14 protein-coding genes are annotated in these 20,227 nt (G+C 34.9%); 12 read left to right on the top strand and 2 right to left on the bottom strand.

What is annotated here, in order from left to right; translation table 11 throughout:
* The first annotated feature begins 176 nt into the window (after window positions 1-176).
* From ABTV69_RS17765 to ABTV69_RS17745, 5 genes are all read left to right on the top strand, one after another.
* Window positions 177-623, top strand: a complete 447-nt coding sequence (locus tag ABTV69_RS17765) for a hypothetical protein (RefSeq protein WP_433831137.1) — start codon at window positions 177-179, stop codon at window positions 621-623.
* A gap of 110 nt (window positions 624-733) precedes the next feature.
* The gene (locus ABTV69_RS17760) at window positions 734-1,138 is read left to right on the top strand and encodes a hypothetical protein (protein WP_433831135.1); all 405 of its coding nucleotides are present in this window, start codon (window positions 734-736) and stop codon (window positions 1,136-1,138) included.
* 39 nt (window positions 1,139-1,177) lie between these two features.
* Window positions 1,178-1,726, top strand: coding sequence for a hypothetical protein (locus ABTV69_RS17755; RefSeq protein WP_433831133.1), 549 nt, complete (start codon window positions 1,178-1,180; stop codon window positions 1,724-1,726).
* Window positions 1,727-1,775: 49 nt separating this feature from the next.
* The gene (locus tag ABTV69_RS17750; RefSeq protein ID WP_433831131.1) at window positions 1,776-2,048 is read left to right on the top strand and encodes a hypothetical protein; all 273 of its coding nucleotides are present in this window, start codon (window positions 1,776-1,778) and stop codon (window positions 2,046-2,048) included.
* A gap of 545 nt (window positions 2,049-2,593) precedes the next feature.
* On the top strand, window positions 2,594-2,836 hold the full coding sequence (locus ABTV69_RS17745) for a hypothetical protein (RefSeq protein ID WP_433831129.1): 243 nt from the start codon (window positions 2,594-2,596) through the stop codon (window positions 2,834-2,836).
* On the opposite strand, the gene ABTV69_RS17740 is transcribed toward ABTV69_RS17745, so the two are convergent.
* A complete protein-coding gene (locus ABTV69_RS17740; RefSeq protein WP_433831127.1) occupies window positions 2,837-3,343 on the bottom strand; it encodes a DNA-deoxyinosine glycosylase in 507 nt (168 codons plus the stop codon).
* Between the two features lie 128 nt (window positions 3,344-3,471).
* On the opposite strand from ABTV69_RS17740, the gene ABTV69_RS17735 reads away from it, so the two are divergent.
* Genes ABTV69_RS17735 through ABTV69_RS17725 form a run of 3 tightly spaced genes read left to right on the top strand, consistent with a single transcriptional unit; the run spans window position 3,472 to window position 5,622 of the window.
* Entirely contained in the window at window positions 3,472-4,185 is a 714-nt protein-coding gene (locus ABTV69_RS17735; RefSeq protein WP_433831125.1) for a hypothetical protein, read from the top strand.
* Window positions 4,186-4,203: 18 nt separating this feature from the next.
* Complete coding sequence (locus ABTV69_RS17730; RefSeq protein WP_433831123.1) at window positions 4,204-4,908, top strand: hypothetical protein; 705 nt, start codon at window positions 4,204-4,206, stop codon at window positions 4,906-4,908.
* A 9-nt stretch (window positions 4,909-4,917) separates the two neighbouring features.
* Entirely contained in the window at window positions 4,918-5,622 is a 705-nt protein-coding gene (locus ABTV69_RS17725) for a hypothetical protein (protein ID WP_433831121.1), read from the top strand.
* 109 nt (window positions 5,623-5,731) lie between these two features.
* Here the strand turns inward: ABTV69_RS17725 and bioB are convergent, their stop codons facing one another.
* A complete protein-coding gene (gene bioB, locus ABTV69_RS17720) occupies window positions 5,732-6,721 on the bottom strand; it encodes a biotin synthase BioB (protein WP_433831119.1) in 990 nt (329 codons plus the stop codon).
* Window positions 6,722-7,615: 894 nt separating this feature from the next.
* Between bioB and ABTV69_RS17715 the strand changes: the two genes are divergently transcribed.
* The 4 genes from ABTV69_RS17715 (at window position 7,616) to ABTV69_RS17700 (ending at window position 20,126) form a co-directional block, all read left to right on the top strand.
* Window positions 7,616-8,527: a PorP/SprF family type IX secretion system membrane protein gene (locus ABTV69_RS17715; protein WP_433831117.1), complete on the top strand. Its 912-nt coding sequence runs from the start codon at window positions 7,616-7,618 to the stop codon at window positions 8,525-8,527.
* An 11-nt stretch (window positions 8,528-8,538) separates the two neighbouring features.
* Entirely contained in the window at window positions 8,539-10,482 is a 1,944-nt protein-coding gene (locus ABTV69_RS17710; RefSeq protein WP_433831115.1) for an OmpA family protein, read from the top strand.
* Window positions 10,483-10,536: 54 nt separating this feature from the next.
* Complete coding sequence (locus ABTV69_RS17705) at window positions 10,537-19,197, top strand: DUF7507 domain-containing protein (protein ID WP_433831113.1); 8,661 nt, start codon at window positions 10,537-10,539, stop codon at window positions 19,195-19,197.
* A gap of 143 nt (window positions 19,198-19,340) precedes the next feature.
* Window positions 19,341-20,126: an SDR family oxidoreductase gene (locus ABTV69_RS17700; RefSeq protein ID WP_433831111.1), complete on the top strand. Its 786-nt coding sequence runs from the start codon at window positions 19,341-19,343 to the stop codon at window positions 20,124-20,126.
* The last annotated feature ends 101 nt before the right edge of the window (window positions 20,127-20,227 follow it).

Genomic DNA, 20,227 nt, shown 5'->3' with positions numbered 1-20,227 from the left:
AAGTGTTTTAAGAAATTGAAATGGACTGATTTTCTGTTTGTGTATGAGCGGGACGCTCGCACCAGCAGGGGGAAAAAGTGATGAAGATTGCCCCTGATGGCTTGAGAGGCTATTGGAGAAAGACAGGAAAGCCATAGATAAAGGTCATAAAGAGTAAATAACAATAAATTTGTAACATGAAAATTTTAGTTTTAGTAATTCTAATTCCTTTTTTTGGTTTTTCGCAACTTTTAGAAGTAAAAGTCCAAAAAGAGCAATATAATGTTAGTGACGATATCGTTCTGAATATTAAAAATAACGATACCATAAGTAGATTTTTGAATATCCAATTGGAGAAATATGATGAAAAAAAGGGTGCATGGAAATTATTTTCTAAAGATGTTTTTTCTAAACCTTTTAATCCATTAGAACTTACTTTAATTTCAGAAAAAGGGAAAAATTTAGATTTAAACTTTAAAATTAATCAGCCCGAGTTAATGGATTCGCCTAAATACAGTAATAGAAAAAATGAATCTATTAAAGAAGAGGGAAAAAAAGGAAAGTTTAGAATAAAAGTGGTTTATGGTTATGATGAATTTGATAAAAATGAAATATCGTATTCAGATAGTTTTATTATGAAGTAATAAGAAATCTGTCCAATAAATGAGTTATGTGAATGATTAGTTTTTCTATTTCATTTTCAGATATTTATGAAATATTAAACGATAATCTTTGAGAAATAAAAGACAGTAGTATGGAGAAAGAATCTGTAGATAGTATTTACTATCATTACGATAACAATACAAATTATGGACTCAAAATTCTAATTCAATTACAGACAACTTATTTATTATTTGATTCATCAACATTTAAATATATAGATGAAATAGAATTAGACAATCAAATAAATTTTGAATGGATAAAGATTAATTACGAGAGATTAAATGAAGAAACTTACATTGATTTTATAAAGGAAGATGAATTAGTTAGCTATTTTATAAAATTTTCAAATAATGACATATTCTATATTTTTCAAAGAGTTGATAATTTAGAAAAATGGGAGCAAGATTTTGAAATTGTTTGTGTCGACGATCAAAAATATTCAGAAACCAAAGCATATATGAACGAAAGCTGGATTGAAGAAATAATACCGCAATAAGGATTAATAAACTTAAGAAAAACTATCATCAGTAAAACTATGATAATATTTACAAGTGATTATATAACTGACCTTAAAAATCTAAATGAAGTCGATATATTAGATTCAGAATTAAGAAAATCGTGTATTGAAAAAGTAAATGTTAGATTCAAAGAAATTCTGTATAGAAATAGTAAAGCTGGATTAGAAAAGTTATTTATAGAATCTTTAAAAGATTTTAAAAGATATGATACAACTATTTGTTTTACGGATTTAGACTTTTTGATTAGTTATTGTGAAGAGTGCAATATTGATAAATTTGAGTCTATAGAATTTAACAATCAAGTTTTAGCTTTTTATGAATATTTGAAAGTTGCCGATAGAATAAGTTTTTTTCATATTTCTAGAATAATAACATTTATGAGTGATTATAATTTAGGAGAAATATTGTTTAAAAATATTGTGCTTGATGTGATTAAAACTGCAGATTATTTGGACGGAACTTCTATAGAATATTTTAAATTGTACAGAGACGAACTTCTTATTGAGAGTAAAACATTTAAAGTTTGGCTGGAATCAAATATTAATTTTTGTAAGTTTCTAAAATAGATTAATTTTTATGCTAAAGATTTAATCTCTTAGGAAGTAATAAAATTATATGGATAAAATTTGGTTTTGGAGAGATATTGACGATATGTATGGTACTATTGCTGGATTTGCACTAGTTATATTAGGTTGTTTTCTTACCAAGTATTTCTGGGAATGGTATAAAGAAGTCAAGTATCGAAGACCTTCTGTAAGTCAGAGTAATGCTCTGCAAGGATTCTTTGGAGGTATTATTCTTCTTTTAGCTGGGTTAATGTTGCTTTATTATTCATTTGTTTTGCCTTTTTTAAATAATTATAACCTTAAAAACATTTATGAATTATAGATTTTTACTGTATAGTTTACTGTTTCTTGCCGGAGCATTTTTATATATAATTTCAATAAATGGTCTTTAAAAGAAAAAGACGGAAATAAGAAACCTGATCGCGCAGAAAAATCTCGCAACAATCACGCAGATTTGCAATCTGTACTTGCAATGTGATTTCGTCAAAATTAATGCGATAGGGAATTATTCTGCATTTGAAAACAATTTAAATTTTTATTTTCAATAGATTTCTTTTCTTTTTATTAATTATGATGAGGTTTAAATATCATATTGATATAAAAAACGCCTTATTTTTTCTTGTTTCATTTTAGCGGGTCAAGGTTCATTTTACAATTTATGGTTTCAGTTTATAATCTGAAACCATTTCTAGAGTTTCAAAACAAAAGATTAGAAATTTTCATTTTAATTTTAAATATTCTTATCCATATCTTTTAATAAGGAGGTGAGTGAAAAGAAAATAAAACCCTGCATTGCTTTATAATTAAGTGATAGTATTATGAATCTTAAAGGTAAATTATAGTATTAATTTAAATACAGCTAAACCTATGGCCGCTATTCCTGATGAATTGTATAATGTTAAATTTGCAGCTTACTTTGATTCAATGAAAGAATTGTACATATTGGATCAAAAATTTAAGGTTATATGTGATGCTTATTGTGTAAGTACTGCTAAAACGGAGCTATACAAGGATAAAAGTGACAAGAATTACCGACGTAAAATGAAGTACGAAAACTTGTCTAGGGAATTGGAAGAAGAAATCTTGTTTTATATCATGAGAAACAGATAATCAGTATTTAGCGCATTTTGAAAGTGCTATTTGAGATACTGTTTTCCATTGTGCTGTTTTTTCTTCTTTCGTTAAGCCCGCATTTAATCCGCTAGTAGAAGGCAGGGTTATATAAGTGATTCCTTCTTGCGGAGCGGTATGTTTCAGGAAATATTTTGCTGCAGCTTTGCTTTCAAAAAATACGTACTTAATATTCGGATATTGTTTGTGCAGACTTTCAAAATCATTTATAACTTCTTCGGTAATACTAGCATCGCTACTTCCTTCTCTTTTGCAACTTTTTAGCACATTCCAAAGACCAATGTTATATTTTTTTACAAGCGCTTTTCGGTCTTCATAAGAGGAGCTGAATTCTTCTTCAAATATAGAAAACAATATTTTCCAGAAAAGATTTCCTCTATTAGCGTAATATTCTTGTTTGGCAATCGACTGTTCGCCAGCCATCGTCCCCATAATTAATATAACAGTAGAACTGTCAATTAGTGGTTGAAGGGCTTTTTTATACATTTTTGCTACTATTTTTTATCGTGCTACGCTTTACTGCAAATTTACCGATAAAAGATTTAAAATGACAGATAGAATATTTTTGAAATCATATCTTTACCAGACCTTAAATAAATTTTAAATCTTTCGAAATGACTGAAAACTTACTTCCTTTAATAAATGCGTTATATCATCACTACAACGAACATCAATATCTGAAATTGAAAGTAGAATATGAATTTACACAATGGGGGAGTTATAAGTTTTTTGTCAGGTATGTGTCAGAATCAGGAGAAATACTTCCAACGGGTATAAGTCCAAGACCTATTGATGATGAAGTTGAAAAAGTTTCAGACTTTTTTGAAAAAACAATTCACACAAAAGAAAAATTTAACCGATTTATTATAGAAATAAACCCTGATAAAACTTATTCTCAAAAACATTTTTGGGACCAAGACAAAGAAAAACAGGATTTAGTAAAAGGTGCCGATGTTTTTTACCAATGGATAAATGATCGCATGATGTCTATGATTTTCGAATATGAAAAAGAAAACGATCTTCTGCCATCACAATATGATGATGACGGTGATTTGGAATATTTGAGCTCTTGGGACAGTGGGTTATTTACTTTTCATATTAATGACAAGGGAAAGTTAGAACATAAAATAATGCTGACACAAGAGGGAAAAGAACGAATTCTAGATATGCCTTTAAGAGATTATTTTATAGAAGGAGTTCTGGAACATCATACAATAACTACAATTCAACTTGCTGATGTGTGGAAATCCTGGAATACTATAGAATTAAAATCACCTCATTACAGTATTCCTTATGATAAAAGGGATGAGTTTGTGAGGTATTTTTGATCTAAGAGTTGCAAAAAAATGAAAGAACAACACGCAGTAAAAGCTTTTTTTGAGTATTATAATGAATTGTCATATGATACCTTAGAGATAAAATTTACTTTCACGCTTGGAGGAAGTTACGAGATAGAAATCTATTATTTTTGTGAAGGCGGTAAAAAAGAAACGTCTTTAGATGGTAGAGAAATGTATGTTTTTGAACGATCTATTTATGAAGTTTTTAAAGATAAATTGGAGACATCTGATAAGTTTAATGTTGCTTTATTTGAAATTCAGAACAACGGATTGTACACTTGCACCTATACATGGGAAAATGATAAAGCAAAGAAAAATTTATTAGATTACGCCGATGTCTTCTATCAATGGGCAAATGATCGCATGATGTCTTTGATTTTTGAATATGAAAAAGAAAACAATCTTATCGCTACACAATATGATGATGACGGTGATTTAGAATATTTGAGTTCTTGGGATAGCGGTTTATTTACTTTTCATATTAATGATAAAGGAAAGTTAGAACATAAAATAGTGCTGACACAAGATGGAAAAGAACGAATTCTAGATATGCCTTTGAAAGATTATTTTGTTGAAGGAATTCTAGAACATCATAAATCTACCAACAACGAACTTGCTGATGAATGGAAATCGTGGAATACTATGGAATTAAAATCATTTCATTCTGATATTCCTCATGATAAGAGAGACGAGTTTGTGAGGTACTTTTAAATTAGAGATATGAATATTTACGAATTAGTTTCTCAAGTAAGAAGAGAATATACAGAATTTGAGTATGATAAATTACTTGTTGACTACATTTTTACATTGCAAGGGAGTTATAGTTTTATAGTTAATTATGAGAAAGATGGTGAATTAAAAGAATCAGAACAATCCAATAAGGCAATTAGAGATGAGGTAAGGAAGATGACAGGAAAATTTGAAAAGTATAAATCATCAGATCAAAAGTTTAATCGTGTAAAAATTGAAATCAATAATGATGGAGCTTATAAACACAATTATTGGTGGGATAATGCAGTAGAAAAGCAAGACTTACTTGATTACGCCGATGTCTTCTATCAATGGGCAAATGATCGCATGATGTCTTTGATTTTTGAATATGAAAAAGAAAACAATCTTATCGCTACACAATATGATGATGACGGTGATTTAGAATATTTGAGTTCTTGGGATAGCGGTTTATTTACTTTTCATATTAATGATAAAGGAAAGTTAGAACATAAAATAGTGCTGACACAAGATGGAAAAGAACGAATTCTAGATATGCCTTTGAAAGATTATTTTGTTGAAGGAATTCTAGAACATCATAAATCTACCAACAACGAACTTGCTGATGAATGGAAATCGTGGAATACTATGGAATTAAAATCGCTTCATTCTGATATCCCTCATGATAAGAGAGAAGAGTTTGTGAGGTATTTTTAAAGAAAATAACAGATTAAACGATTGTTTTTTTGATATAAAAACTGCACGCTCCTGAAATGATTTCGAGATGGTGCAGTTTTCGGGCTATAAAGGGTGATTAAGTTTGTTTTTAAGCCACAGAACAAGCACTTTTACTTTCTTTAGCTAAAGGTTTTAGTCCGAGGTTTTGAAACATTTGCATGTCTTCAGACAATCCAGGATTTGGCGTTACTAATAATGTCTCGCGTTCTCCTGTAAAAATAGAATTGGCTCCTGCCATAAAACACCAAGCTTGTTCTTCTTCAGTCATTTCAATTCGTCCGGCACTTAAGCGAACAACAGCTGCAGGCATAATAATGCGTGCGGTGGCAATCATTCGAACCATATCCCAAAGAGGCACTTTTGGATTATTTTCTAGCGGAGTTCCTTTTACTCTAGCCAATGCATTTACAGGAACAGATTCTGGATGAACAGGCATTGTAGCCAAAGTTGCCAGCATAGAAACACGATCGGCAGGAGTTTCTCCCAAACCAATAATTCCGCCAGAACAAACGGTGATTCCTGCTTTTCTAACATTATTAATAGTATCCAAACGCTGATCAAATTTGCGTGTACTAATGATTTCGTCATAATAACTTTCAGAAGTATCCAAATTATGATTATAAGCATGCAACCCCGCTTCTTGAAGACGAATAGCTTGCTCTTCGGTTAGCATTCCTAATGTACAGCACACTTCAAGTCCAAGATCGTTAACACCTTTTACCATCTCAATAACACGGTCAAAATCTTTGTTGTCACGAACTTCGCGCCAAGCGGCAGCCATACAAAAACGAGAAGAACCACCATCTTTTGCTTTTTTTGCATGGTTGAGCACAGTTTCTGTTGGCAAAAGAGCTTGGACTTTAATATCGGTATGATATCGTGCGGCTTGTCCGCAATATGAACAATCTTCGGGACAACCACCCGTTTTTACAGAAAGTAAGGTACAAACTTGTATTTCTGAAGGTTTATGCCAATTGCGGTGTATCGTTGCCGCCTGATATACTAAATCTAATAAAGGTTTATCATAGATAGCTTGAATTTCTTCTTTGCTCCAGTCGTTTCGTATTTCGGTTTTCATTTTTTATTTGATGCTTTTATGATTTTAAATCAAAAGTATTGTTTTACTGTATCATCAAAATGTACCACTTTTCATATTTTGAGTAGTCCGGTAGGGATCATCTCAAAACTCATTTATAAGAAAAATGTATAACAACTTAGTTAAGAGGGAGAAATAGGCTTTAATTTTCGTACAAAATTGTTTCATTTTATAATTTGCAACATAAAATACCTGATTTGAAACATCTAAATTGGATAGTGTTTATAGTTTTGTAAGAAAATTGAAATATTGTTATTAAATCAATAAAATATTAAATTATTGATTATCAGTATTTATTTTTGTTTAATTGTAAGATGTTTAATACTTAATTTTATTTTTTAAATGTAAGAATTTAGTTTTTTTTGTTGAATTTCTAAAAGCATTTTAAACTCTACATATTTTTTGAAAAGCATTATATATTTTTAAAGTTCGATTATTAACCAATTCTCATTTTAAAAGAAATGTATGAGAATTATAAAGCCTTTTTTATCTGATCAATAAACGAGGTTACTGTTTTTAAGTTTACTTTTATTTTATGCCCATCAAGCAAACAAAATTGTGATAGTTTTTATCAACTACAACAGTTTTTTCCTTCCTAAATCTGTTTTTTTAGTCATTGCGGTATTCTACGATTCAGACTTTGAATTTTATCAGCCAGACCATTAACAGCCTTATTAGTAAAAGCAATATGCTTTGAAATTCTCTACCAGTTTTTATACGCTTAAGTTTATTATTTACAGTTATTTAGATTAATATGCAAGGTTTTAGGGTATCTAATAATCTGGAAATTCTATTATTCATGAAAAAGTTAAGGAGCAAAAAGTTCTTGTAACATACTTGTCATGTCTTTAAGTTAAAAATTTAAAAAATTAGAAAATGAGTAAAAAACTACTTCTTTGTATAGTTCTATTAAGTTATTGTAGTGGTTATGCGCAACAAGATGCGCAGTTTACGCAATACATGTATAACACAATAAACATAAATCCGGCTTATGCTGGGTCTCGTGGTGTTTTAAGCATTTTTGCTTTGCATCGCGATCAGTGGGTTGGGTTAGATGGTGCGCCAAAAACCAATAGTGTTTCAGTAAATACGCCAATAAATAATAGTAATATTGGACTTGGTGTTTCTTTGGTAAACGATGAAATCGGACCTACAACAGAAAATCAATTTTCTGTCGATCTCTCTTATACGGTGCCAACTTCAGAAACTTGGAAACTCTCTTTTGGTATAAAAGGTACAGCAGATATTTTTAATTTGGATGTTACCAAACTAAATCCTGAGACAGCAGGAGATCCACAGTTTCAAAATTTGGATAATGATTTCTCGCCAAATGTTGGAGCGGGAATTTATTGGCATTCTAATAAAGCTTATATCGGATTTTCAGTTCCAAATTTTATTCAAACCAACCGTTACGATGATAATGATGTCGCCATTTACAAAGACAAAATCAATTATTATCTAATAGGAGGTTATGTCTTTGATTTTTCTCAAGAAGTAAAATTTAAGCCAGCTCTTTTAACTAAAATGGTTCAAGGAGCGCCGCTTCAGGTAGATGTTTCTGCCAATTTTTTATTCTTTGAAAAACTTACTCTGGGACTTGCTTATCGATGGGATGCAGCTGTAAGCGCAATGGCAGGATTTCAGATTACCGACGGATTATATATTGGTTACGGATATGATAATGAAACGACCCAATTAAGAAACTATAATTCAGGTTCACATGAAATTTTCTTGCGCTACGAATTCTTCTCAAACAAAAGTAGAATCACAACTCCTCGTTTCTTTTAAAAATAGGTATCATGAAAAAATCAATACTACTACTTTTTACAGTTATAGCTTCTTTTTCATTTGAATTGCAAGCACAGCAGGCAAAGGTAAGCTCTGGAGACAAAAAATATGATAATTATGCTTATATCGATGCCATAAAAACATTTGAAAAAATTGCGAATAAGGGCTACAAATCTGAAGACATGTTTAAAAAATTGGGGAATGCATATTACTTCAATTCAGAATTTGAAAATGCTGCAAAATGGTACAAAGAGCTGTTTGCAATGAACACGAGCGTAGAACCAGAATATTATTATCGATACGCACAATGTCTGAAATCAATAGGAGAGATTGCTGAAGCAAATAAATTTCTGGGTGAGTTTAATGCTAAATCAAAAAATGATAGCAGAGGAAAGCTTTATAAGGAAAATATAGACTACATAGATCAGATTAAGGCAAATTCTGGACGATATAAAATTGAAGATGCAGGCGTAAACAGTAAATATTCTGATTATGGTTCATTTGTTTATAACAACAAACTTTATTTTGCTTCTGCAAGAGATACAGGAAATTTTGTACAGCGTAAGCACAAATGGACAGACGAATATTTTACAAATATTTATAATGCTGATTTGGATCCTTCAACAGGAAATACCGCTAAGGTCAATAAATTTAAATCGGCTATTAATACGAAATTTCATGAAGCGTCCCCTGTTTTTACTACAGATGGAAAGACTGTTTACTTTACCCGAAATAATTATATCAATGGGAAAAGAGGTAAAGACGATCATAAAGTTACTCTGATAAAACTCTACAAAGCAGAGTTAGGGAAAGATAATAAATGGACGAATATTACGGAGCTTCCTTTTAATAGTGATAATTACAGTACGGCTCATCCAGCTTTAAGCCCTGACGAAAAAACATTGTATTTTGCTTCTGATATGCCTGGATCTTTAGGACAATCTGATTTATATAAAGTAAGTATAAATTCAAACGGAGGATTTGGCACACCAGAGAATCTAGGAAATACTATTAATACAGAGGGTAAAGAAACGTATCCATTTCTTACCAGCGAAAATGAAATTTATTTTGCTTCAGATGGGCATCCCGGTTTGGGAGGTCTGGATGTTTTTGTTGCCAGTATGGATGGAAACGGAAAAATAAGCAATATCCAAAATGTAGGGGCAGATGTCAATTCTCCAAAAGATGATTTTGCCTATATTATTAATCCAGATACAAGAAGAGGTTTTTTTACTTCTAATAAAGATGGTGGGCAAGGTTCTGATGATATCTACAAGTTTTTAGAAACCAAAAGACTAAAATGCATTCAGGAATTGGAAGGAATTATTACAGATGCAGAAACAGGAACGGTTTTACCAGGTACAAAAGTTTCGCTATTTGGTAATGATATGTCTCCTAAAAATTCTACAATTTCAGATGCGTCTGGAAAATATAGCTTTTCTGTAGAATGCGGAAAAATGTATTTTGTAAGAGCAGAAAAACCTGAATATACTACAAAAGAAGTAAATGTCACTATTGGAACAGATAGCGGAAAAACAACTCTTCCTATCCAATTAGATAAATCAACTTGCAAAGTTACTGTGGGTGATGATTTGGGAAAATGTTTCGGTATCAAAATGATTTATTTCGATCTGGATAAATCGAATATCAGAAGAGAAGCGGCATTGGATCTAGAAAAAATATTATCTGTTATGAATGATTATCCAAATATGAAAATTGATATTCGTTCGCACACAGACAGCAGAGCTTCTCATCAGTACAACGAAGCTTTATCTGAACGCCGAGCCAAATCGACTATTCAATGGTTGGTTAAGAACGGAATTGCTCCAAATCGCTTAACTGGTAAAGGATATGGCGAAACAGAACTTGTAAACAAATGTTCGGACGGAGTTCCGTGTACGGAAGAAGAGCATCAGGCCAATAGACGAAGCGAATTTATTATTACAGCATTGTAATAATTAAGAAAGAATTTCTAGAAGAAATATATCTGTCATCTAAATATTATAGATATGAAAAATAAAATAAAAAACATTTTAGCATTTATTGCTTTGCTGCTGGTGACAAGTGTGTCAGCACAAACTAACTATAGCTTTTCTATTGCTGATATTTTAAGTTCTATGCCAAATGGTAAAAGATTACCAGATGGTACGGTAGTAAAAGCAGAACTAATTACTACAGGGGGAGCAACACATACTACTGGAGCTTCTGGTTCGGGAACACCTGGGCCAGATATTGGAGGGTTATTTACAGGAATTACGCTTCCTGCTTATGTTGGAGATCATACACCAACTAATTTTACAAAAATTCAAATGGCAAATACGCTAAATGCAGATAATGGAATGGGAAACAATTGTGCATCTAGTATTGGATTTAGAATTTATTTTGACCGACCTATTGAGAGTATCAATTTTCTGGCATTAGATATTGATGGAGTTCATGCAACTCCAAACGGAAATGCAGAATGGGTAGGCTTTTTTGGTTATAATGGGAATACTTTTGTGCCTTATGCTATAAATGGACCTACTACAGAACTTACAGATTCGCAAATTACCATAGGAGCAGGTCATAGTTGGAGAAATTTAATTACTAATTCTCTAGGAGCAGCGGCAGCAGCAAATTTACCTACAGGGATGACTATTAGAAGACAAACTAGAGATGGAGGTCCTGGAACGCCTGATGATTTAAATCACCAAGTTTTATTTACACCTCCGTCATCTACAACTCATGTTACCGATTTTTTTCTAATGATGGGGATTTGGAGTGTGACAGGTCAGGCAAATGTTCAGGCATCAGGATTAAGTCCAATAGTAATAACCATTAGCTCTGATTTTGGAGATGCACCGGACAGTTACAAAACACTATTGGCTTCGGGCGGACCTTCACATGGTGTAGTAGGAACTCTTTTGTTAGGAGCAACCAATTTCTCTGAACCAGACGGACTTCCCTCTGTTTTGGCTGATGCTTCGATTGACGATGATGGAGTTTTAGTAATTCCGCCAATAACCAATAACGGACAAACGATAAGCAGCTATACAGTTGCGGCAAATTTCACCAACAATACAGGATTGCCTGCCAATTATGTGGCATGGATAGATTGGAATAATAATGGTGTTTTTGAAGCTTCTGAAGGAGCAACAGCTACTACTCCAGCAGGAACTTTGTCGGGAAGTGTTAATCTTACTTGGAATAATGTTGCTTTAACGAATACGGCAGGACACGCACAAACTTATCTAAGAGTAAGAGTCACAACAGAAGCAATAACAACTTCAGATTTTGGAGGTGCTTTTATTAATGGTGAGGTAGAAGATTATGCAATAGGTATTCCGGCAGCAACACCAGATTTCGCTTGTTTCAATGTTGGAAGCTCTTCAGGGTTTATTGACGTTCTTGCAAATGATACAACAGGAAATACAATAGTTCCAGAAACATTAGGTTTGGTAGATCCGGGCAATGGAACTAATCTTATTATAGATGGTTTTGGCGATATTGTTGGAATAACTATTGCTGGTGAAGGAACTTGGAAAGCCAATTCTGCAGGGCAGGTTAGTTTTGAGCCAGTATCTGCTAGTGTTATAAGTCCTACACCAATGGCTTATTTAGGAAGAGATGCACAAGGAAATACTTCAAATAGTGCTTTGATTACTTTGACTGCAGCAAGTATGCCTGTTAATACTACAACAGTAACTGCAGCCTGTTTTCCAAACACATTAACTGCGACGGCAAGTGTTCCTGCTGGACAATCTGTTGTTTGGTATGATGCCGCTGTAGGCGGAAATGTTGTGGCATCTCCAGTTTTAAGCACAGTGGGAACTATAACGTATTATGCGCAAGGAAATAATGGAACATGTACTAGTGCTAGAACACCGATTACTTTAACCATAACAGCACCGCCGATTCCAGGAAACTTGTCAGGAACACAAAATATTTGCCAAGGAAGTACAACTGCTTTTACTACAGATGGAGCTGCTGGCGGAACTTGGTCAAGTAGTGATACAACAATCGCAACTGTTGATGGCAGCGGAATTGTGACAGGAGTATTACCAGGAACAGCATCAATAACGTATACTGCAATTGGTTCAGGAGGTTGTTTGGATGTATCATCGACTAGAACAATTACAATTGAAGATGCAACAGATTCTGGCATTTTGTCTGGAAATCAAAGTATATGTGTTAGTGGAAATTCTACATTTACATCAAACGGTGCGACAGGAGGAACATGGTCAAGCGATAATCTGGCTATTGCAACTGTCGATGCAAGCAGTGGTGTAGTAGTAGGTATTTCTCGTGGTACTACAACTATACGATATACGATACCGCAAGTAGGAAGCTGTCCTGTAATTCCTTCAACAATAGCGGTAACTATTATAGAATCTAACCCTGGAATTCTATCGGGAAATCAAAATGTCTGTGTTGGAGAAACAACAACATTTACTACCGATGGAGATTCAGGAGGAGATTGGACTTCAGATAACAGTGGTATAGCTACTGTAGATGCAAATGGTGTAATAACAGGTAATTCTACAGGTACGGCGATTATTACGTACACTGTAAACAGTACAAGTGGCTGCCCTTCGGCATCGACTACGAGAACAGTAACCGTAAATGTGAATTCATCTGCAACCGAGGGAGATATTATTGTCGCAAATGCTGAAATTTGTCCAGGAGGTACAGCTGTATTAAATGTAAGTTCTGTTACTGTAACCAATCCAATATTTACTTGGTATGCTGATCAAACTACTACAACAGTACTTAATACTGGTGCTTCGTATAGCGTATCTCCCGCATCAACTACCACATATTATGTTAGTGTTAAAGGAGATGCAGTTTGCGAAAATGACCCAACTAGAAGACAATCTGTAACAGTAACAATTAATACTTTAGGAGTAGTTTCTGATATTAATGCTTCTGATGCCACAATTTGTTTAGGATCTGCTGCATTATTAACAGCATCCTCTTCAACAGTTACCACTCCCATTTTTAGATGGTATGCGGATCAGACTTCGACAACAATTTTAAGTACTGGGCCTTCATATAGTCCGTCACCATTAGTTAACACAACTTATTATGTAAGTGTAAGCGGAGACGGAGTTTGCGAAAATATTATTAATACTAGAAAACCTGTAGTAGTTACTGTAAATCCTTTGGCAACTCAAGCCGATATAACGGCCAACAATCGAACAATTTGTAACGGTTCGCCAATTGTACTTACAGCTAACTCGTCTAATGTAATAAGTCCTGTTTTTAGATGGTACGCAGATCAGATTACCACAACAATTCTTAATACTGGGCCTTCTTATAGTGTTTCACCGCTATCTACCACTACTTATTATGTAAGTGTAGCCGGAACTGGAATATGTGAGAATGCGCCTAGTACGAGAAAAGCTGTTACGGTTAATGTCAATCCATTGGCACAAGCATCAGATGTAGTGATTACAGATGTAACAACTTGTCCGGGAGAAGGAGTTATTCTTACCGCTTCTTCTACAACTGTAACAGCTCCGATTTTTAGATGGTACGTAGATCAGACTAGTACAACAGTTTTGAGCACGGGTACAACATATAGTCCTTCGCCAACTGTTACTACAACTTATTATGTAAGTGTAAGCGGAACGGGAGTATGTGAAAATGCTATTAATACAAGAAAACCAGTTACAGTAACAATGAATCCGTTGGCGACTGCAGCAGACATTAATATATCAGATCAGACCGTTTGTGAAGGCAGTCCAGCAGTATTAATTCCAACAACGACAATTGACAGTCCAGTGTTTATTTGGTATTTAAGCCAAACTTCCACTAATCCGCTTTTTATTGGAAATGAATACAATCCTACACCACCAGTTACCACAACTTATTATCTAAGTGTAAGGGGAACTAATGTTTGTGAAAATGCTATTAATACGAGAAAACCAGTAACCGTCACAGTAAATTCATTAGCAGTTGCTACAGATATAACAGTTTCTGACTCAACAATATGTAATGGCTCTACTGCATCATTAACAGCATCTTCAACTACAGTAACTACGCCAGTATTCAATTGGTATGCCGATCAGACTACTACGGCAGCTTTGAGCACAGGCGCAACATACAGTCCTTCGCCAACATTTACAACAACCTATTATGTGGGTGTAAGCGGAGATGGGGTTTGCGAGAATCTTCCAGATACTAGACAAGAAGTAACGGTAACAGTAAATTCTTTAGGACTGGCTTCAGACATAACAGTTTCTGATGCTACAATATGTAATGGCTCTGCTGCATCTTTAACAGCATCTTCAACTACAGTAACTACGCCAGTATTCAATTGGTATGCCGATCAGACTACTACGACAGCTTTGAGCACAGGCGCAACATACAGTCCATCGCCAACAGTTACGACAACCTATTATGTGGGTGTAAGCGGAGATGGAGTTTGCGAGAATCTTCCAGGCACTAGACAATTGGTTACGGTAACAGTAAATTCTTTAGGATTGGCTTCAGACATAACAGCTTCTGATGCTACAATATGTAATGGCTCTGCTGCATCTTTAACAGCATCTTCAACTACAGTAACTACGCCAGTATTCAATTGGTACGCCGATCAGACTACTACGACAGTTTTGAGCACAGGCGCAACATACAGTCCATCGCCAACTGCTACAACTACCTATTATGTGGGTGTAAGCGGAGATGGAGTTTGCGAGAATCTTCCCGGAACAAGACAAGCAGTTACGGTAACGGTAAATTCTTTAGCAGTTGCTTCAGACATAACAGTTTCTGACGCGACAATATGTAATGGCTCTGCTGCATCATTAACAGCATCTTCAACTACAGTAACTACGCCAGTATTCAATTGGTATGCCGATCAGACTACTACGGCAGCTTTGAGCACAGGCGCAACATACAGTCCTTCGCCAACAGCTACGACAACCTATTATGTGGGTGTAAGCGGAGATGGGGTTTGCGAGAATCTTCCCGGAACAAGACAAGCAGTTATGGTAACGGTAAATTCTTTAGGACTGGCTTCGGATATTACAGTTTCTGATGCTACAATATGTAATGGTTCTGCTGCATCTTTAACAGCATCTTCAACTACAGTTACAACGCCAGTATTCAATTGGTATGCCGATCAGACTACCACAACTGCGTTAAGCACAGGCGCAACATACAGTCCTTCGCCAACAGCTACGACAACCTATTATGTGGGTGTAAGCGGAGATGGAGTTTGCGAGAATCTTCCCGGAACAAGACAAGAAGTTACGGTAACGGTAAACTCTTTAGGTTTGGCTTCAGACATAACAGTTTCTGATGCTACAATATGTAATGGTTCTGCTGCATCTTTAACAGCATTTTCAACTACAGTTACAACGCCAGTATTCAATTGGTACGCCGATCAGACTACCACAACTGCGTTAAGCACAGGCGCAACATACAGTCCTTCGCCAACAGCTACGACAACCTATTATGTAGGTGTAAGCGGAGACGGAGTTTGCGAGAATCTTCCCGGAACAAGACAAGCAGTTACGGTAACAGTAAATTCTTTAGGATTGGCTTCGGACATAACAGTTTCTGATGCTACAATCTGTTCTAGCTCTGCTGCAACTTTAACAGCATCTTCAACTACAGTCACAACGCCAGTATTCATTTGGTACGCCGATCAGACGACTACAACAGCTTTAAGTACGGGAGCGACGTACAATCCATCACCTACAGTTACTACGACTTATTATGTCAGCGTAAGCGGAGATGGAGTTTGCGAGAACCTTCCTGGAACAAGACAAGCAGTTACGGTAACAGTAAACTCTTTAGGATTAGCTTCGGATATTACAGTTTCTGATGCAACGATCTGTCTAGGTTCATCAGCTTCGCTTACAGCTTCATCCGCAACTGTTACAACACCAGTATTTATTTGGTACGCTGATCAGACGACTACAACAGCTTTAAGTACGGGAGCGACGTACAATCCATCGCCTACAATTATTACGACTTATTATGTCAGTGTAAGTGGAGATGGAGTTTGCGAGAATCTTCCAAATACAAGAAAGCCTGTCACTGTAACAGTAAATTCTTTAGGTATAGCTTCAGATATAACAGTTTCTGATGCAACGATCTGCTCGGGTTCTTCAGCTTCTCTTTTAGCCTCATCCGCAACTGTTACAACACCAGTATTCATTTGGTACGCCGATCAGACTACTACAACAGCTTTAAGCACAGGAGCTTCGTACAGTCCTTCGCCAACTGCTACCACGACATATTATGTGAGCGTAAGTGGTGATGGAGTTTGCGAAAATCTTCCTGGAACAAGACAAGCAGTTACGGTAACAGTAAACTCTCTGGGACTGGCCTCAGATATAACTGCTGCTGATGCTACAATCTGTTCAGGTTCATCAGTATCGCTTACAGCTTCAACTGTGACGGTTACAACGCCTGTTTTCAGATGGTACGCCGATCAGACAACTACTACGGTTTTAAGTACGGGAGTAACCTACAGTCCTTCGCCAACTGCCACAACTACCTATTATGTCAGCGTAAGTGGAGATGGAGTTTGTGAGAATTTTCCAAATACAAGAAAGCCTGTCACTGTAACAGTAAATGCTTTAGGGTTAGCTTTAGATATAACAGCTGCTGATGCCACAATATGTAATGGTTCTTCAGTTTCGCTGACAGCTTCTTCTGCAACGGTTACAACACCAATATTTACATGGTATGCCGATCAGACGACTACGACAGCTTTAAGTACAGGAGCATCATACAATCCTACACCAACTATCACAACGACTTATTATGTCAGCGTAAGTGGAGACGGAGTTTGTGAGAATCTTCCAAACACAAGAAAACCTGTAACGGTAACAGTAAATTCTTTAGCAGTAGCGTCAGATATTACCGCTACTTTATCTAATGCAACTATTTGTACCAGAAGCACTTCTACAATTACAGCATCAAGTACGGTAAGTAATGCGATATACAATTGGTATCAAGACGCTAATCTCTCTGTATTGCTTTATACAGGAGCTGTTTTTGTTACACCTTCGCTAACTGCAAATACATCATATTATGTTACAGTTCATAGTGATGCCGTTTGCGAAAACACTATAGGGAATGCTCTTAAAGTAGATGTTAATGTTATTCTATGTTCTGATATTGCATTGACTAAAACAGCCAGCAATCTTTCTCCTTACGTTGGGGATCGAATCGATTTCACAATCACGGTAACCAACTTCGGATCTGACAATGCAACTGGAGTAAGTGCAAAAGATGTGCTTCCGTCTGGATATACATTTATTAGTGCAGATAGTGGTGGTACATTAGCAGGAAATACAATTACGTGGCCAGTTTTAAATATAGTAGCAGGAGCGTCTGTACCTCTTAAATATACTGTTAGAATTAATGCTTCATTGGGAGTGGCAGACGAGTATAAAAATGTGGCACAAATTATAACATCTGATAATTTTGATCCAAATTCAACTCCAAACAATAATGATCCGACCGAGAATGATCAGGATAGTGAAATTGTAACACCAATTGTACCATCGCCATCAATTCAAGTATTTAAAGATGGCGTATTTACCGCAACAAATGATACAAATGGAGATGGTTTTCCAGAAGCGGGAGAAACAATTACCTACACATTTAGCGTGAGGAATACAGGAAATATTAGATTAGAAAATGTAAAAATAAACGATTCGTACATTGGAGTAGCCAATCTTACCATAACTCCTAGTACGCTAGAACCTGGACAAATAGGAAACGGACAAGTAATTTATACAATTACGCAAACAGATATTGATAATGGCGTAATTTATAATAGTGCAATTGGTCAAGGAAATACTCCACCAACAGTCGACGATCCAGATGGAACTGTTGTCAATGATACTTCAACCGATCCAACTAATCCATCAACTTCTGGTGACCCTTATTATGATCCATTATGTCCAGATTGTACTGTGGTGCCATTGCCTAATAATCCGAAAATTGCAATTGTAAAGGAGATCGCATCTTTTAGCGGAGATCTTAATAATGCGAAAGCTGGAGATGTAATTAGTTATTTGTTTACGGTTACGAATGTTGGAAATACAGTGTTAACTAATGTAAGAGTAAACGATCCAATGCCTGGTTTATCAACTCCTACTTTAGATTCTGTAAATACAGCCACCGGCACGGGAGATCTTAACGCAAACGGAAGTTTAGATTTAATAGAAAGATGGCTTTACAGAGCAGATTATACTATTACAACAAGTGATATTGCTAAAGGTCAAGTTGTAAATCAGGCTGTGGCGGAAGCAACTGGTCCGCCAACTCCTATAGATCCAACAGGAAAAGAGGTTTCAGATCTGTCTGATGGTTCATCTCCAACAGATAACGGACCAACAGTATTGGATATAAAAGGTTGTCAGGTTATAGCACATAATGCATTATCACCAAATGGAGATAGTAAAAACGATACCTTTAAAATTGATGGAATTGAGTGTTATCCTCAAAATACTGTTGAAATTTATAACCGATGGGGAGTTATAGTTTTTCATACAAATGGGTATGATAATGCAAGTAATGTGTTTAACGGCTATTCAAATGGTAGAGCAGTTGTAAAACAAAGCGCAGGATTACCAACAGGAACTTATTATTACATAATAAAATATGTTGATTCTGATAGTAAAGAACAGAGTTCTGCAGGTTATCTTTATTTAAGTATGCAATAAAAGAGTTATCAATCAACAAAATTCAACAGGTTTCATTTTAAAAGGTGATACCTGTTGCTTTTTATAATATTTTAAAGTAAAAAAAGGTTCACTTTTGAAATTAAACTGCTTTTTTCTAATATAGTACTAAAATAACAAGGTAAATGGGTAAAGTACTAGTTACAGGCGGAAACGAACATTTAGGAAAATATGTTGTTGATGCCTTATTAGAAAAAGGTTTCAAAACAGCTGTATTAACAACTCGAACAAATAATTCAGACGAGAGAGAAATAGAATTTTTCACAGGAGATTTAGTTGAAAATCACGGTTTAAAAGAAGCAGCAGCAAATGTTGAAGTTATTATTCATTGCGCAAGCAATCCTAAAAACTTCAATCAGACAGATATTGCAGGAACCAGAAATCTGTTAAATGCAGTAGATAGAAATTCAATCAAGCATTTCATTTACATATCAATTGTCGGAATTGACAAAAGCGATTACCCGTATTACCAAGGGAAACTAGAAGTAGAAAATGCAATAGCCAAAAGCGATATTCCTTTTACAATAGCAAGAACAACGCAATTTCATGATTTTGTACTAAATATGATAAAAACATTGGATCAAAGTACTGATAAAGATGCTATAACAATTCCGTCTGGGTTGAGGTTCCAATCAATAGCTGTACAAGAAGTCGCCAAAATGTTGGTAGGTATTGCATTAAAATCCCCAAGTGGTATGAGAGCTGATTTTGGAGGTCCAGAAATATTTCGTTTTGAAGAAATGGTTAAAACTTATCTTGAAGTTATTCAAAGCGATAAAAAAATACAATTGGAAGAACCGCTTGATACTCGTCATCAGTTATTTACTACAGGAATAAATTTATGTCCTGACGCTTCTTTTGGAAAAGAATTGTGGAAAGGATACTTGATTGCTGTTTTGTCAGCTAAATAGATAATATTTTAGCACCTTTATTTTGCACATCAACGGTTTTTAGTTAAACTTTAACGTTTAATGTTGTTGTTTTCAGATATTTATAATATCTTTAACTTATA

The organism is Flavobacterium anhuiense, from assembly GCF_050990855.1.
GTDB classification, from domain to species: domain Bacteria; phylum Bacteroidota; class Bacteroidia; order Flavobacteriales; family Flavobacteriaceae; genus Flavobacterium; species Flavobacterium anhuiense_C.
Note: the sequence above shows the minus strand (reverse complement) of the source record. Positions and strands in the feature narration are given on the sequence as shown.

Excerpts from the sequence above, each read along its gene's own strand:
- ABTV69_RS17765 (WP_433831137.1), top strand. The coding sequence starts at position 177 with ATGAAAATTTTAGTTTTAGTAATTCTAATTCCTTTTTTTGGTTTTTCG.
- ABTV69_RS17760 (WP_433831135.1), top strand. The coding sequence starts at position 734 with ATGGAGAAAGAATCTGTAGATAGTATTTACTATCATTACGATAACAAT.
- ABTV69_RS17755 (WP_433831133.1), top strand. The coding sequence starts at position 1,178 with ATGATAATATTTACAAGTGATTATATAACTGACCTTAAAAATCTAAAT.
- ABTV69_RS17750 (WP_433831131.1), top strand. The coding sequence starts at position 1,776 with ATGGATAAAATTTGGTTTTGGAGAGATATTGACGATATGTATGGTACT.
- ABTV69_RS17745 (WP_433831129.1), top strand. The coding sequence starts at position 2,594 with ATGGCCGCTATTCCTGATGAATTGTATAATGTTAAATTTGCAGCTTAC.
- ABTV69_RS17740 (WP_433831127.1), bottom strand. The coding sequence starts at position 3,343 with ATGTATAAAAAAGCCCTTCAACCACTAATTGACAGTTCTACTGTTATA.
- ABTV69_RS17735 (WP_433831125.1), top strand. The coding sequence starts at position 3,472 with ATGACTGAAAACTTACTTCCTTTAATAAATGCGTTATATCATCACTAC.
- ABTV69_RS17730 (WP_433831123.1), top strand. The coding sequence starts at position 4,204 with ATGAAAGAACAACACGCAGTAAAAGCTTTTTTTGAGTATTATAATGAA.
- ABTV69_RS17725 (WP_433831121.1), top strand. The coding sequence starts at position 4,918 with ATGAATATTTACGAATTAGTTTCTCAAGTAAGAAGAGAATATACAGAA.
- bioB (WP_433831119.1), bottom strand. The coding sequence starts at position 6,721 with ATGAAAACCGAAATACGAAACGACTGGAGCAAAGAAGAAATTCAAGCT.
- ABTV69_RS17715 (WP_433831117.1), top strand. The coding sequence starts at position 7,616 with ATGAGTAAAAAACTACTTCTTTGTATAGTTCTATTAAGTTATTGTAGT.
- ABTV69_RS17710 (WP_433831115.1), top strand. The coding sequence starts at position 8,539 with ATGAAAAAATCAATACTACTACTTTTTACAGTTATAGCTTCTTTTTCA.
- ABTV69_RS17705 (WP_433831113.1), top strand. The coding sequence starts at position 10,537 with ATGAAAAATAAAATAAAAAACATTTTAGCATTTATTGCTTTGCTGCTG.
- ABTV69_RS17700 (WP_433831111.1), top strand. The coding sequence starts at position 19,341 with ATGGGTAAAGTACTAGTTACAGGCGGAAACGAACATTTAGGAAAATAT.